Source organism: Quadrisphaera sp. KR29, from assembly GCF_052644995.1.
The window spans coordinates 22,560-37,397 of sequence record NZ_JBQXXG010000013.1 but is presented as its reverse complement, the minus strand read 5'-3'; the positions used below and the strand labels follow the sequence as shown (position 1 = coordinate 37,397).

At 77.0% G+C, this 14,838-nt stretch carries 11 protein-coding genes, 1 tRNA gene and 1 other RNA gene; 7 read left to right on the top strand and 6 right to left on the bottom strand.

Annotated elements, in window-relative coordinates; translation table 11 throughout:
• Positions 1–30: 30 nt before the first annotated feature.
• Positions 31–219 (bottom strand): hypothetical protein, encoded by a 189-nt coding sequence (locus ACUN9U_RS12730; RefSeq protein WP_445485368.1) that lies wholly within the window; start codon positions 217–219, stop codon positions 31–33.
• Between the two features lie 130 nt (positions 220–349).
• A tRNA-Ser gene (locus ACUN9U_RS12725) sits at positions 350–435 on the bottom strand.
• A gap of 97 nt (positions 436–532) precedes the next feature.
• Between ACUN9U_RS12725 and ffs the strand changes: the two genes are divergently transcribed.
• From ffs to recR, 3 genes are all read left to right on the top strand, one after another.
• Positions 533–629: signal recognition particle sRNA small type (gene ffs, locus ACUN9U_RS12720), an RNA gene on the top strand.
• A gap of 73 nt (positions 630–702) precedes the next feature.
• On the top strand, positions 703–3,354 hold the full coding sequence (locus tag ACUN9U_RS12715) for a DNA polymerase III subunit gamma and tau (RefSeq protein ID WP_445485367.1): 2,652 nt from the start codon (positions 703–705) through the stop codon (positions 3,352–3,354).
• 68 nt (positions 3,355–3,422) lie between these two features.
• Entirely contained in the window at positions 3,423–4,022 is a 600-nt protein-coding gene (gene recR, locus ACUN9U_RS12710) for a recombination mediator RecR (RefSeq protein WP_445485366.1), read from the top strand.
• Between the two features lie 55 nt (positions 4,023–4,077).
• Here the strand turns inward: recR and ACUN9U_RS12705 are convergent, their stop codons facing one another.
• The 3 genes from ACUN9U_RS12705 to otsA form a co-directional block, all read right to left on the bottom strand.
• Positions 4,078–5,151 (bottom strand): ABC transporter ATP-binding protein, encoded by a 1,074-nt coding sequence (locus tag ACUN9U_RS12705; protein ID WP_445485365.1) that lies wholly within the window; start codon positions 5,149–5,151, stop codon positions 4,078–4,080.
• A gap of 130 nt (positions 5,152–5,281) precedes the next feature.
• Positions 5,282–6,130, bottom strand: coding sequence for a trehalose-phosphatase (otsB, locus tag ACUN9U_RS12700; protein ID WP_445485364.1), 849 nt, complete (start codon positions 6,128–6,130; stop codon positions 5,282–5,284).
• A complete protein-coding gene (otsA, locus tag ACUN9U_RS12695; RefSeq protein ID WP_445485363.1) occupies positions 6,127–7,593 on the bottom strand; it encodes an alpha,alpha-trehalose-phosphate synthase (UDP-forming) in 1,467 nt (488 codons plus the stop codon). The genes otsB and otsA overlap by 4 nt, the downstream gene beginning before the upstream one ends.
• Positions 7,594–7,734: 141 nt before the next feature.
• Here otsA and ACUN9U_RS12690 point away from each other — a divergent pair, with 141 nt between their 5' ends.
• From ACUN9U_RS12690 to ACUN9U_RS12680, 3 genes are all read left to right on the top strand, one after another.
• Positions 7,735–9,789 (top strand): protein kinase domain-containing protein, encoded by a 2,055-nt coding sequence (locus ACUN9U_RS12690; RefSeq protein WP_445485362.1) that lies wholly within the window; start codon positions 7,735–7,737, stop codon positions 9,787–9,789.
• Positions 9,790–9,912: 123 nt separating this feature from the next.
• Entirely contained in the window at positions 9,913–10,689 is a 777-nt protein-coding gene (locus tag ACUN9U_RS12685) for a DsbA family protein (protein ID WP_445485361.1), read from the top strand.
• Positions 10,689–11,381: a vitamin K epoxide reductase family protein gene (locus tag ACUN9U_RS12680; RefSeq protein WP_445485360.1), complete on the top strand. Its 693-nt coding sequence runs from the start codon at positions 10,689–10,691 to the stop codon at positions 11,379–11,381. Before ACUN9U_RS12685 ends, ACUN9U_RS12680 begins: the two co-directional genes overlap by 1 nt.
• 19 nt (positions 11,382–11,400) lie before the next feature.
• Here ACUN9U_RS12680 and ACUN9U_RS12675 read toward each other — a convergent pair whose 3' ends face one another.
• The gene (locus ACUN9U_RS12675; protein WP_445485359.1) at positions 11,401–12,414 is read right to left on the bottom strand and encodes a LacI family DNA-binding transcriptional regulator; all 1,014 of its coding nucleotides are present in this window, start codon (positions 12,412–12,414) and stop codon (positions 11,401–11,403) included.
• Between the two features lie 190 nt (positions 12,415–12,604).
• Here ACUN9U_RS12675 and ACUN9U_RS12670 point away from each other — a divergent pair, with 190 nt between their 5' ends.
• On the top strand, positions 12,605–14,626 hold the full coding sequence (locus tag ACUN9U_RS12670) for a glycoside hydrolase family 127 protein (RefSeq protein ID WP_445485358.1): 2,022 nt from the start codon (positions 12,605–12,607) through the stop codon (positions 14,624–14,626).
• The last annotated feature ends 212 nt before the right edge of the window (positions 14,627–14,838 follow it).

The following is a 14,838-nucleotide window of genomic DNA, read 5'->3' as shown; positions in this document are numbered from 1 at the left end:
GGGCGGTGCGCGCCGAGGCCCGCCGGGCCGTCAGGCGACCACCGCGAGGTGGGGGCGGGGGAGCGCCGCGGCGGCCGGCGAGGACAGCACCAGGGCGCCCGAGCAGCGGGTGCACACCCGCTCGGGGCACTGCGGACCGTGCCCGTCGGCGCACGGCGGCACCTCGAAGGGCTGCGGCCCCGCGCACCACGGGCAGTCCATCTCCTCCAGCACCGGCACGCTGACCTCCTCCTGGGGCGCCCGGGGCGCCTCCTCGACGACGCGTGCACCGTCGCAGAGGGGTCTGACAGCCCGTGGGAGCGGGGACGCAGCGGGGCCCGGACGGTCACGACCGTCCGGGCCCCGAGGGCGGAGGATGCGGGATTTGAACCCGCGAGGGCTGTTAACCCAACCCGCGTTCCAGGCGAGCGCCATAGGCCACTAGGCGAATCCTCCGCAGCCGACGATACCGGACCGCCGCGGCGTCCGTCAGCGGTCCCCCGCCACCCCTCGCCGGTGCTCGGCGCCCCCGGCGCGCCGCGCTACAGTGGGGCCCGGCCCCTCGTGCGGCGCCATCCTGCTGAACCCCCCCAGGGCCGGAAGGCAGCAAGGGCAGGTGGGCTCTGGTGGGTGCGCGAGGGGTCCTTCCCTGTCAGGCCCCGCTGTCCACAGGCGCTGCAGCGGCGGCCCCGAGCTGTCGGAACCCGGCGGGAGGATGCTGACGTGGCCACCGCCCTGTACCGCCGCTACCGGCCCGACTCCTTCGCGGAGGTCATCGGCCAGGAGCACGTCACCGAGCCGCTGCGCGCCGCCCTGCGCTCGGGGCGCGTGGGCCAGGCCTACCTCTTCTCCGGGCCGCGCGGCTGCGGCAAGACGACCTCGGCGCGGATCCTGGCTCGCTGCCTCAACTGCGCCCAGGGCCCCACCGACACCCCGTGCGGCACCTGCGACAGCTGCGTCGAGCTCGCCCGCGGCGGCCCGGGCAGCCTGGACGTGGTCGAGATCGACGCGGCCAGCCACGGCGGCGTCGACGACGCCCGCGAGCTGCGCGAGCGCGCCACCTTCGCCCCGGCGCGCGACCGGCAGAAGGTCTTCATCGTCGACGAGGCGCACATGGTGACGCCCCAGGGCTTCAACGCCCTGCTGAAGATCGTCGAGGAGCCCCCGCCCCACATCGCCTTCATCTTCGCCACCACCGAGCCGGACAAGGTGCTCGGCACCATCCGCTCGCGCACCCACCACTACCCGTTCCGCCTCGTGCCGCCGCAGGTGCTCCAGGCGCACCTGCAGCAGGTCTGCGACGCCGAGGGCGTGCAGGTGGGACCGGGCGTGCTGCCCCTGGTGGTGCGCGCCGGCGCCGGGTCGGTGCGCGACTCGCTGTCCGTGCTCGACCAGCTGGCCGCGGGGGCCGGCCCCGACGGCATCGACTACGAGAACGCGGTCGGGCTCCTGGGGTACACCCACGCGACCCTCCTGGACGACGTCACCGCGGCCTTCGCCGCTGGCGACGGCGCCACGGTGTTCCAGGTGGTCGACCGGGTCATCTCCTCCGGACAGGACCCGCGACGCTTCGTCGACGACCTCCTGCAGCGCCTGCGCGACCTCGTCGTGGTGCAGGCCGTGGGCGAGCGCGCCGCCCAGGTCTTCCCGGGGGTCCCCGCAGACCAGCTGGAGCGCATGGCGCTGCAGGCGGCGGGCTTCGGCGCCGCGCAGCTGTCGCGCGCGGCCGACCTCGCCAACACCGCCTCCACCGAGATGACGGGCGCCACCTCCCCGCGCCTGCACCTGGAGCTGCTGTGCGCCCGGATGCTGCTGCCCGCCGCCGACGACGGCGAGCGCGGCCTCGCGGCGCGCCTGGACCGCGTCGAGAGGCGCCTGGCGGTCCCCGGCGGCGTCCCCGCCGCCGGCGGCGCCCCAGCGGCCGACCACGCGGGGGCCGCCCGCTCGCTGCCCGGCGGCGCCGGCGACCCCTCCGCCGCGGCGCCGGAGGACGCCGGTGAGCCGCGCGGCGCCCAGCACGTCAGGGACGTCATGGCGCGGCGGCGGGACGTCGGGGTCCCACCAGCAGCCGAGCAGGCGCGCCCGGCGGCCCCCGCCGCTGCGGAGCCCCCGGCGGACGCCGTCGGGCCCGACACCGCCGAGCACGGCTGGGGGCAGGCCGAGGGACCCGGCACCGCGCCGGCCGGAACCCCGGTCGCGCAGCGGGCGCCGGAACGGGCCCCCGAGCGGGCTCCCGACGAGGAGGACGTGGCGGCCACACCCGTCGCAGCGGCCCCGGACCCCGTGGGCTCCGTGCCCACCGGCGCGCCCTCCGGGCCGCACTCCACCGAGGCCGTGCGCCGCATGTGGCCCGAGGTGCTCGACCACCTCGCCACCGTCAAGCGCCGCACCTGGACGCGCGTGAGCCAGGACGCGCAGGTCGCGCACGTCGACGACCAGCGCGTGGTGCTCCACTTCGCCCGGCCCGGCACGCTGCAGGCCTTCAGCACCGGGCCCCACGCCGACTTCGTCCGCGAGGCGCTCATCGCCGTGCTCGGCCTGGACCGGCAGGTCATCGCGGTGAACGCCGGAGCGCCGCTGCCCGGGACGGCGTCCGCGCCGTCCGGGCCGACCTCGGCCGGCCGAGCTCCCTCGGCGGCCGGCCCGCGGTCCGAGCCGGCTCAGCCGACCGGACCCGCCGGGCCGCCCGGACCGGCCCGGCCGCCGCGGGACGAGCAGCGCCAGCCGTCCGCGGGCCCCGAGCAGCGCCAGCCGTCCGCGGGCCCCGAGCAGCGCCAGCCGTCCGTGGGCCCCGAGCGGCGCGAGCGGCCGGCTGGAGCGGGGTCGCCGCCCGCCGGCGCCCCGCAGCGCCCCGCTGCGCCCGCCGAGCCGTCCCGCCAGCGGGCCCGCAGCTCCGCGCCGCCGCCGTGGGAGGACGTCCCGCCCCCCGAGCCGCCCGATGACGGGGAGCCCCCGCCACCGGAGCACGAGGACCCGTGGGCGGAGCCCGGCCAGCTGTCGCGCCAGCGTCCGGGGGCCGCGGCGCGGTCGGCGCCCGAGGCGCCGCCGACGCCCCCGCCACCGGCGGTCCCTGCGCGGGTCGCCCCGTCGGCGCCCTCGACGGCGGCGGGTCCTGCGGCCCCGCGCCCCCCTGCCCCGGGCCGGCCCCTGAGCGGCGCCGACCTCGCGCGCTCCGCCATGCGCTCCGCCGCCGGGGCGGGGGGCGCGCCGGGCGGTGGTCCTGCCGGGGCGAGCGCCGCGGCGCAGGCCCGTCCCGTCCCCGAGGACGAGCCGAGCCGCGACGACCCCGACGCCGAGGGGTCGGGCCAGGTCGGCCTGCCGGTCGTGCAGCGGCTGCTCGGCGGCCGGGTGCTCTCGGTCGACGAGCGCAGCTGAGGGCCGCGGCGCACGGGCGCGGCGTCGTCCGTGCCCGCGCGGTCGGCGCCGGCACGTAGGCTCGACGCGTGTACGAGGGCGCGGTCCAGGACCTCATCGACGAGCTCGGGCGGCTCCCCGGTGTGGGGCCCAAGAGCGCCCAGCGCCTGGCGTTCCACCTGCTCGCCGCCGATGAGGACGAGGTGGCCCGCCTCGTGTCGGCCCTCACCGAGGTCAAGCGGCGGGTGAGGTTCTGCTCGGTGTGCGGCAACGTGGCGCAGGAGGAGCAGTGCCGCATCTGCCTCGACCCGCGGCGCGACCCCACGGTGCTGTGCGTCGTGGAGGAGCCCAAGGACGTCGTCGCCATCGAGCGCACGCGGGAGTTCCGCGGCCGCTACCACGTGCTCGGCGGGGCGATCAGCCCCATCGAGGGCGTCGGCCCTGACGACCTGCGCGTGCGCGAGCTGCTCTCCCGCCTGGCCTCGGGGGACGTCACCGAGGTGATCCTGGCCACCGACCCCAACCTCGAGGGCGAGGCGACGGCCACCTACCTCGCCCGGATGCTGAAGCCGATGGGCCTGCGCACCACGCGCCTGGCCTCCGGGCTGCCTGTCGGCGGCGACCTGGAGTACGCCGACGAGGTCACCCTCGGGCGCGCCTTCGAGGGCCGCCGCCTCCTCGACGTCTGACGCGCCGAGGGGCGCCCCGCCGCAGCGGGACGCCCCTCGGGTGGAGCAGGCGGGCTCAGTCGCCGATGCGCTGGCCGTCCTTGGAGGAGAACAGGTGGATGTGGTTCGCCTTGGGCACCACGCGCACCGTGGAGCCGGCCTGGGGAGGACGGCGGCCGTCGACGCGGGCGATGATCTGCTGCTCCGAGGAGCCCAGCTTCGCGCGGCCGTACAGGTAGGCGTCGGCGCCGAGCTCCTCGACGACGTCGACCTCGACGGGCAGGCCGTCCTCGGCGAGGTCGAGGTCCTCGGGGCGCACGCCCAGCGTCACGGTGGAGCCGGTCTCCGCGAGGGCCTCGCGGGAGGCCGGGATCGTCGTGGAGCCGAACTTCACGCCGCCGTCGACGACGTCGAGGTTCAGCAGGTTCATGGCGGGGGAGCCGATGAACCCGGCGACGAAGACGTTGTTCGGGTGGTCGTACATGCGCCGGGGGCTGTCGACCTGCATGAGCAGGCCGTCCTTGAGCACGGCCACGCGGTCACCCATCGTCATGGCCTCGACCTGGTCGTGGGTCACGTAGACGGTGGTGACGCCGAGGCGGCGCTGCAGCTGGGCGATCTGCGTGCGGGTCTGCACGCGCAGCTTCGCGTCGAGGTTGGACAGCGGCTCGTCCATGAGGAACACCTGGGGCTGGCGCACGATGGCGCGGCCCATGGCGACGCGCTGGCGCTGACCGCCGGAGAGCGCCTTCGGCTTGCGCTCGAGGTACTGCGTGAGGTCGAGGATCTTGGCGGCCTCGGCGACGCGCGTCTTGATCTCGTCCTTCTTGACGCCGGCGATCTTCAGGGCGAAGCCCATGTTGTCGGCCACCGTCATGTGCGGGTACAGCGCGTAGTTCTGGAACACCATCGCGATGTCCCGGTCCTTGGGCTGGACGTCGGTGACGTCGCGGTCGCCGATGAGGATCCGGCCGGAGTTGACGTCCTCCAGGCCGGCGAGCATGCGCAGCGACGTCGACTTGCCGCAGCCGGACGGGCCGACCAGCACGAGGAACTCGCCGTCGGCGACCTCGAGGTTCAGCTTGTCGACGGCCGGGCGCTCACCGCCGGGGTACAGGCGCGTCGCGTTGTCGTAGACCACAGATGCCATGAGAAGGCGTCCTCCCACCGGCAGGAACGTGCCGGACGATCCGAGTGAGGGACCCCGCCCGGCCAGCGGTGGCCGTGCGGAGGGGCGCCGGCAGCCGAGGTGGACGCCGGTGTCCGGGCCACATACTGCCCTACGCGCGACCTGCGGGGAACCCCGGCTTCCGCGGCGAGGCCGCCAGGGCGCTCACGAGGTGCTCGAGGAGGGCCGCGACGTCCTCGGGGGTGCCCACGCGGAAGCCCGCGGCGGTCGCGCCCTCGCCCACCTTGACGCCCACGTCCCCGGCGGAGGGGTCCAGCACGCCGAACGCGTCCTCGTCGGTCGTGTCGTCACCGGCGTAGAGCACGGCCGGCCGCTGGCCGGAGCCGTGCGCGAGGCGCTCGCGCAGCGCCGTGACCGCGCTGCCCTTGTCGGCCTCGACCACGCTCAGCTCGACGACCTCCTTGCCCGGCAGCGAGCGCACGCCCTCCCAGGAGCCGGGGCCCTCGCCGACGGCGCGGACGGCGGCTGCGGCGGTGTCGCGCGCGGCGGTGCGCGTGTGCAGCACCGCTCCGGCGGGCTTGAGCTCCAGGGCGGTCCCGGGGTGGGCGTCCACGACGGCGCTCACCGCCTCGACCACGCGCGCCAGCAGCGCCCGGTGGTCCTCGTCGAGGTCGGTGGGGGTCCCGTCACCCTCCGCGCCGTGGCTCGCGACCAGCAGGGCGCCCGCCGGCGGGCCGCTGACCTGGCGCAGGGACTCCATGGCGCGCCCGCTGACCAGGGCCACGGCCACGCCGTCCACCGCCGTCAGCGCTTCCAGCGCGGCGGCGCTGGCGGGGAGCGCCCGCGCGGCCCCGGGCTCCTCGACGATGGGCGCGAGCACGCCGTCGAAGTCGAGGGCCACCAGGAGCGAGGGCGCTGCGGCGAGGCGGTCGAGGGCGGCGCGCAGCTCCGGGGGGACCCCCGGGACCTCGCCCGCCGGGGCCTGGCCGGAGGTGGTCACCGCGCGCCCGCCGCGGCCTGCTCGGCCTCCGGCACGGCCGCCCCGGAGCCGCGCCCGGTCTCCAGGGCCGAGAGGAACGCCTCGGCCCACCGGGTGACGTCGTGGCTGCGGACCCGCCGTCTCAGCTGGCGCATGCGCCGGGTCTGCTCGCGCTCGGGCATCTGCAGCGCCTGCAGCAGGGCGCGCTTGAGGCCCGAGATGTCGTGGGGGTTGACCAGCACGGCGCCGCTCAGCTCGTCGGCGGCCCCGGTGAACTCGCTCAGCACCAGCACGCCCCGCTCGTCCAGGCGGGAGGCCACGTACTCCTTGGCCACGAGGTTCATCCCGTCGCGCAGCGCGGTGACGAGCATGACGTCGGCCGCCTGGTAGAGCGCCGACATCTCCTCGCGGGGCTGGTTGTGGTGCAGGTAGTGGACGGCGGCGTGCCCGATGGTGCCGTGCTCGCCGTTGATGCGGCCGACCGCGAGCTCGATCTCGTCGCGCAGCTGGCGGTAGCTGTCGACCCGCTCGCGGCTCGGGGTGGCCACCTGGACGAGCACCGTGTCCTCGGGGCTGACGGCGCCGTCGTCGAGCAGCTCCCCGTAGGCCTTGAGCCGGTGCATGATCCCCTTGGTGTAGTCGAGCCTGTCGACCCCCAGGAGCAGCTTGCGCGGCGCCCCCAGCTCGAAGCGCACCTCGGCCACCCGCGACTGCACCGGCGGGCGGGCCGCCAGCTCCTCGAAGGCCGGGGTGTCGATGGAGATCGGGAACGCCGCCGCGTGCACGTCGCGCCCGCCGCCCTGCCCGTCGGCCACGCGGATGCGGTGGCGGCGGCTGTCCAGTCCCAGCAGCCGCCGGCACACCCGCAGGAAGTTGTTGGCGTCGGACTGCCGCTGGAAGCCCACGAGGTCGGCCCCGAGCAGCCCCTCGACCACCTGCCGGCGCCACGGCATCTGCGCGAACAGCTCGTACGGGGGGAACGGGATGTGGTTGAAGAAGCCGATCCTCAGGTCGGGCCGCAGCTCGCGCAGCGCCGCGGGGACCAGCTGCAGCTGGTAGTCCTGCACCCACACCGTGGCGCCGCGGGAGGCCTGGGAGGCCGCGGCCTCGGCGAAGCGGTGGTTGACCTTGACGTAGGCGTCCCACCAGGCCCGGTGGTAGGTGGGCACGGCGATGACGTCGTGGTACAGCGGCCACAGCGTGTCGTTGGAGAAGCCCTCGTAGTAGGTGGCCACCTCCTCCTCCGACAGCGGCACCGGGACCAGGTGCATGTCCTCGCCGTCGAAGGGCTCGGGCGCCTCGCCGGCGTCGCCGCTCCACCCAACCCAGGCGCCGTCCGCGCGGCGCATCACCGGCTCGAGCGCCGTGACCAGGCCTCCCGGGGAGGTGCGCCAGGAGACCGCGCCGTCCTCCGCGACGACCCGGTCCACCGGAAGCCGGTTGGCCACCACCACGAAGTCGTACTCGCCCACGCCCTGCGGCACCCGGCCCAGCTCCCCGCTCGTGCGACGCCCCGCTGACCGGGGCCAGCCCGGCACCGACCCTAGGCGGGCGCCACCCGGGCCGCGACTCCCGGCCCGCCGCGCCGCGGCGCCGGGGCCGCCCGCTCCGCGTACCGTGGCGGGGTGGACGCCAGGACCCCGGGGCTCGGCGCGCGCGAGGGCGCGGGGCGCCGCGAGCCCGGCGCGGCGGTCCCCGCGGGCGCCGCCACGCCGTCCGTCATCGGCCGGCTCGGTCCCTACCGCCTGCTGCAGGTCATCGGCGGCGGCGGCATGGGCGTGGTGCACCTCGGCCTCGACCCCGCCGGGCGCGCCGTGGCCATCAAGGTGCTGCGCCCGCACGTCGCGGCCGACCCCTCGGCGCGCAGCCGCCTGGCGCGCGAGGTCGACGCGCTGCAGCGGGTCCGCTCCCCGCGCGTGGCCGAGGTCCTCGACGCCGACCCCGATGCCGACCAGCCCTACGTCGTCACCGAGTTCGTGCCCGCGCCGCCGCTGGACGTGCTGGTCGAGCGGGAGGGACCGCTGTCGGGAGCCGGCCTGGGGCGCCTGGGCCTGGGCCTCGGCGACGCCCTGGCCGCCATCCACTCCGCCGGGGTGGTCCACCGCGACCTCAAGCCCGGCAACGTGCTGGTCGCCGACGGCGACCCCGTGGTCATCGACTTCGGGATCGCGCAGGTCGCCGACGACGTGCGCCTCACCAGCGCGGGCCTGGTCATGGGTACCCCGGGCTACCTGGCCCCGGAGGTCCTCGACGGCGCGGCCCCCACCACCTCCGGTGACTGGTGGGGCTGGGCCGCCACCCTCGCCTACGCCGCCACCGGCCGCCCGCCCTTCGGCACCGGCCCGTCGGAGGCCGTCCTCTCCCGCGTCCGGCGGGGGGCAGCGGACCTGGACGGCGCCCCCGAGGACCTCGTGGGGGTGCTCCGGGGAGCGCTCTCGCCCGACCCCGCCCACCGCCCCCCGCCGCGCCGGCTGCGCCAGGCCGTGCAGGGGCTGCTCGAGCCCGACAGCGGCACGTGGCCGCCGGTGCGCACCGGCTCCAGCGCCGCGCCCACCACCGCCGTGCCGCTGCACCGGCCCGCCGCGGGCGCGGCGCCCGCACTGAGCCCCACGAGCACGCCGCAGGCAGCGCCCGGCCAGCCCGGTGCCGGGCGGACGTCCACGGTGCTGCCGGAGACCACCGTGATGCCCGAGGCCGCCGCGCCGCTGGCCGGCGCGCCGCCGGAGGCCGCGCCCGTGCCGTGGCCCGAGCCGCCCCGGCGCGGCGCGGAGCGCGACACCGGTGGCCCCGACGCCCCCCACGAGCGGGCGCCCGCGCCCACCGCCGCCTCGGCCCCGACCGCGGCGCTCGGGGCGCCCGAGGGCACCCGGGTGCTGCCCGCCGGCACCGGCCGCGCCCAGCCCGCACCGGTCCCGGACCGCTCCGGGGACCGCACCCAGGTGGTGGAGCCGCCGTCCCCCTTCGCGGCCCCGCCGCCGGGCTACGACGGCGCCCACCGCGCCGGTCCACCCCACCAGCAGTCCCTCCAGCAGCCCTACGAGCCGCCCGCCGGCTACGAGCGGCCCGCGCCGCCCGCGCCCGCCGGCGAGCAGGACGCCGCGCGGCGCTCGCCGGTCGGCGCCGTCCTGCTCCTGCTGCTCCTGGTCGTGGTGGCCCTGGGGGCCGTGGCGCCGCTGGTGGCGGCGATGACCGTCGCCGGGGGCGTGGTCGTCGCGCGCACCGTGGACAGGTCGGTGGCGGCCGTGGTGCGGCGCCGCTTCGAGCGCGGCCGTCGCCGCTCCGACGGCGCCGTGGTCGCCCTCTCGCTGCCCGGCCAGCTGCTGCTTGCGGCGCTCGCCTCGCTGCCGGCGCTGCTGCTGCCCGCGGCGATGGCGGTGAGCACGGCCTTCCTCGTGGGATGGGCCATCGCCCCGCAGAGCACCCCCGTGCCCGGGCAGGCGCTGCCGCTGGCCGCGGCGGTGGCGGTGGGCACGGCGACCGCGTGGTGGGGACCGGGCAGCCGCACGCTGCGGCGCGGAGCGCGCACCGCGGTCCGCGGGGCGCTGCCGGGGCGCACCGGCGGCCTGGTCGCGCTGTCCGTGCTCGCCCTGGTCCTGGTGGCCTGCGTGGTGGTGGTCGTCAGCAGCGGCGGCTCCCCGGACTGGACGCCGCTGACCACGCCCCCGCCGGGGCTGGGCTGACCCTCCCCTCGGGTCCGCCGGCCCCCGTCGTGGGAGGCGGGTCACAGCGCCGCGTCGTCGCAGCCTCCTCCCAGGTGGCGCCCGTACGCTGGTGAGCCGACCGGACACCCTGGAGGACGACCCGTGCCCGACCGGCCCACCACCAAGGACGCGCGCCGCGAGGCGGCCCGTGAGAAGGCCCGCCAGATGCGCGAGGCGCAGGCGCGCGCCAAGCGCCGCAACCGCGTGCTCGCCATCTCCGCCGGTGCCGTCGCCCTGGTCCTCGTGATCGGTGCCGTCGCCTTCGGCATCAGCCGCGCCGGCGGCGGGGAGCCGGCGGCGACCCCCCCGGGCGTCACCGCGGACGGCGGTGTGGTGCTGGGCCAGGCCGACGCGCCCCACACGGTGACGGTCTTCCAGGACTACCAGTGCCCGGTGTGCAAGGCCTACGAGGCGTCGGTCGGCCCCTGGCTCAAGGAGCAGGTCGACTCCGGGGCCACCAAGCTGGAGTACCGCCCGATCTCCTTCCTCGACGCCCAGTCGAGCGGCACGGAGTACTCCACGCGCGCCGCCAACGCCGCCTTCTGCCTGGCGGGCCAGCCCGGGGTCGACTTCTACGCCTTCAACACCGCCATGTACCTGGAGCAGCCGGCCGAGGGCACCGACGGTCTGACCGACAGCAGGCTCGTCTCCATCGCGCAGTCCGCCGGCGGCGACATCGGCACGTGCGTCGCCTCGCGCACCTACGACGACTTCGTGGCGGAGCGCACCGAGGCGGCCTTCGCGCTCACCGACAGCAGCGGCGCGCGGACGGTGCAGGGCACGCCCACCGTCTTCGTCGACGGCCAGCTGCTCCAGAACGACCAGGGCGGTGCGCCTGACCAGCAGGCGCTCGCCACCGCCATCGGCGTCGCGGGCTGATGAGCACCCGCAGCGGCGTGAGGCCGCCCGCTCCCCGCGCGTCGTCGTCGCGCCCCCTCGAGGACGACGGCGCTCGCGCCGCCGAGGGGCACCTCTCGGCCGACCCCGTGCCCCCTCGGCGCCTGGGCCTGCTCCTGGCCGTCGGCGGCGCGATCGGCTTCCTGGCCGCGTTCACCCTCACCGTCGAGCGCTTCAAGCTGGCCTCCGACCCCGGCTACCGGCCGTCGTGCGACGTGAACCCCTTCATCTCCTGCGGCTCGGTGATGTCCCAGCCGCAGGCGGCGCTGTTCGGGTTCCCCAACCCCCTGCTCGGCATCGCCGCCTTCGCCGTGGCCACGACGCTGGGCGTGCTGCTGCTATCCGGCACCCCTCTGCCGCGGTGGGTGCGGGCCGGGTGGCAGGTGGGCATCACCCTCGGCTTCGTCTTCATCAGCTGGCTGGTGACGCAGAGCCTGTACGAGATCAGGGCGCTGTGCCCCTACTGCATGGTGGTGTGGGCCGCCGTGATCCCGATGTTCTGGACCACCACCGCCGACTCCCTCGACCGCGGTGTGGTCCCCGTGCCCGCCGGCCTGCGCCGCGCCGCGGCCACGCTGGTGGAGTACCGCCTGGTCGCGGTGGTCCTGACCTACCTCGCCGTCGTCGTGATGGTGGCGCAGGCGTTCTGGAGCAGCTGGGTCTCCCTGGTCTGACCCCGGCCCGGGGCGCGGCTCAGGCGCCCAGCGTGGAGGCGCGGAGCACCAGCTGCGCTGGCAGCACGGTGCGCGGGGGCACCTCGCGGCCGTCGACGGCGTCGAGCAGCAGCTGCGCGGCGCGGCGGCCCACCTCGGCCAGCCGCAGGTCCACGGTGGTCAGCGGGGGGCGGCAGGCCAGCGCCATGACCTCCCAGTCGTCGACGCCGGTCACCGCGACGTCCTCGGGCACCGAGCGCCCCAGCTCGCGCAGCCTGTCGCAGGCGCCGCGGGCGATCTGGTCGCTGCCGCAGCTCACGGCGTCGAGGTCCGGGTGGCGCCGCAGCAGGACGTCGACCGCCTGGCGGCCCCACTGCTCGCTCCAGGCGCCGAAGAGCGGCTCGCCGGCGAGCGCGTCGCCGAGCGCACCGGCGACGGCTGCGGCGCGGGTGCGGGCGCTGTGGTGCTCGGGCCAGCCGGTGACGTGCCCCACCCTGCGCCGGCCGAGCTCGAGGAGGTGGCGTGCGGCCTGCGCGGCGCCGCCGGCGTCGTCGACGACGACGCTGGTGTCGCCCTCGCGCGCCGAGGGCTGGAAGGCGTAGACCACCGGCACCGGTCCGGGCACCTCGACCGGCGGGCGCGGGTCGGTGCGACGTCCGGTGACGATGATCCCGTCGACGCGGCGGCTGGCCAGCATCCGCAGCTGGTGCTTCTCCCGCAGGGCGTCGTCGCGGGTGTCGCAGAGCAGCACCGCCATGTCGCCGGCGCCGAGGGCGTCTTCGGCGCCCTGCAGCACCGGGATGGTGAAGCGCCCGAAGCTGTCGGTGGTGACCAGGCCCACCGTGAAGCTGCGGCCGGAGGACAGGGCGCGGCCGACGCCGTCGGGGGTGAAGCCGAGCTGGTCGGCGGCCCGGCGCACCCGCTGCACGGTCTCGGCGCGCAGCTGGCCGGTGCCGTTGAGGGCCTTGGAGGCCGTGCCGGGGGACACGCCGGCCAGCGCGGCGACGTCGACGATGCGCGCGACCGAGCGCCGCTGGACCGCCCTGCTCGTCACGCCACCCCCTCCGCCGCCTGGCAGCAGCCCGTCCGAACCTGCCGGCCAGCAGCGTTCCGGCGTTTCCGGCCGCAGCGGCCGGCGTGGGCCGAGGGTAGCGCGGCGGTGGGGGTCGACGGGCGGCCGCGACGCGGGCTACGGTGGCAGAAAACGTGTTCCGGATGTTCCGCGACGCTGCGAGAGGACCCGCGTGGCCACGACGACCACCGCCCAGACCACCGCCCGCACCACCTCTCCGACCGGAGGCGGGGCGAGTGCCGGCCCGGCCCGGCCCACCCCGGGCACCACGGCCCTGCAGCCCGTGGCCCCCGGCGCCGCGCGCATCACGGGGGGGTACTGGGCGCAGCGCCAGCGCGCCAACCGCGAGAACGCCATCCCCACGGGCCGCGAGCGCCTGGAGAGCGCCGGCAACCTCACCAACCTGCGCATCGCCGCGGGCACCGCTCCGCAGGGGGCGCAGGTCACCGGCCCGATCTTCATGGACTCCGACGTCTACAAGTGGCTCGAGGCCGCGGCGTGGGAGCACGGGCGCGAGCCGAGCGAGCAGCTGCTCGGCTGGATCCGCGAGCTCACCGACGTCGTGGCCGCTGCACAGGCCGAGGACGGCTACCTCGACTCGGTGGTGCAGGAGCAGGACGGCTCGATCGGGACGCGGGGGCGGTACGCCGACCTGCCGTGGAGCCACGAGATGTACTGCGCGGGCCACCTCTTCCAGGCCGCCGTCGCCGTGAGCCGCGCCACGGGGGAGCGCGGGCTCCTCGACGTCGCCACCAGGCTCGCCGACCACCTCGACGCGACCTTCGGCGACGGCGAGGGCCGGGTGCGCGACGTCGACGGGCACCCCGTGGTCGAGATGGGCCTGGTGGAGCTGTTCCGCGAGACCGGCGAGCGGCGCTACCTGGAGCTGGCGCGCTGGATGGTCGAGGCGCGCGGCACGGGGATCATCGAGGGCCACGGCAAGGAGCCGACGTACTTCTCCGACCGGGTCCGGGTGCGCGAGGCCACCACGGTGGAGGGGCACGCGGTGCGCGCGGTCTACCTCACCGCGGGCGCCGCCGACGTCGCGGCCGAGACCGACGACGCCGAGCTGCTGGCCGCCCTGGAGCGCCAGTTCGCCCACATGTGGGCCACCAAGACCTACATCACCGGCGGCCTGGGCTCCCGGTGGGACTGGGAGGCGTTCGGCGACCCCTACGAGCTGCCGAGCGACAGGGCCTACGCCGAGACCTGCGCCGCCATCGGCGGCGTGCAGTGGGCCTGGCGCATGCTGCTGGCCACGGGGAAGGCCCAGTACGCCGACGCCACCGAGCGGATGCTCCACAACGGCTTCCCGGCGGGCGTCTCCCTGTCCGGGGACGAGTACTTCTACGTCAACCCGCTGCAGTTCCGCGACGGCAGCCACCCCTTCGAGAACCGCAGCCCCGCGCACGGGCGGCGCGGCTGGTTCGACTGCGCCTGCTGCCCGCCCAACATCATGCGGACCCTGTCCAGCCTGGACGGGTACCTGGCCACCACCGGGGCGGTGGACGGGCACGCCGGCGTGCAGCTGCACCTGTTCGCCCCGAGCGCGCTGACCGCGCAGGTCGAGGGCGTCGGGCCCGTCGACCTGGCGGTCGAGACCGGCTACCCGTGGGACGGCGGCGTGCGCGTCCGCGTGGACCAGGTCGGGCAGGGCGAGCCCGCCGGCGCCGCCGCCTGGACGCTGTCCGTCCGGGTGCCCGCCTGGGCGGCCGGGGCCACCGCGCGCGTCGGCGACGAGCAGCTGCAGCCGCAGGCCGGCAGCTACCTGCGCGTGACCCGCACGTGGGTCGCCGGCGACGTCCTCGAGCTCGACCTGCCGCTGGACGTGCGCCTCTCGCGGGCCGACCGCCGCGTCGACGACGCCCGCGGCGCGGTCGCCCTGGAGCGCGGACCGCTCGTGTACGCCCTCGAGCAGGTCGACCAGCCCGACGGGGTGCTCGTGGACGACGTCGTCGTCGACCCGGCCGCCCCGGTGGGCGCGGAGCGCCGCGACGACCTGCTCGGCGGGGTCGTCGTCCTGCACCCCCGGGGCCGCTCGGCCGGCCACGAGGGCGCGGACGCCACCTGGCTGCCCGCGGGCGACCCCGAGCCCGCCGGCGACGGTGAGGACGTCGAGCTCACCGCCGTGCCGTACGCGGTGTGGGCCAACCGCGGCGTCGGCCCGATGCGGGTCTGGTTGCCCGTGCGCTGACCAGCGCTCCAGGACTCCGCCGGGTCCGCCCGTCCAGCCGGGCGGGCCCGGCGGCACCACCCCGGCACGGTCAGCGCCGCTGCCGCCGTGCGGGGAACCGCGACCGGGCGCCCGGCTGCGGTCCGCAGCGCCCGGGAACCGCAGTCAAGCGCCCGGTTGCGGTGCGGAGGGGCTCGGGAACCGCAACGGAGCGCCCGGCTGCGGACGAGGAC

What these genes read in the sequence shown, in the direction of transcription:
- ACUN9U_RS12705 (WP_445485365.1), bottom strand. Translation starts at nt 5,151, where the DNA reads ATGGCATCTGTGGTCTACGACAACGCGACGCGCCTGTACCCCGGCGGT.
- ACUN9U_RS12680 (WP_445485360.1), top strand. Translation starts at nt 10,689, where the DNA reads ATGAGCACCCGCAGCGGCGTGAGGCCGCCCGCTCCCCGCGCGTCGTCG.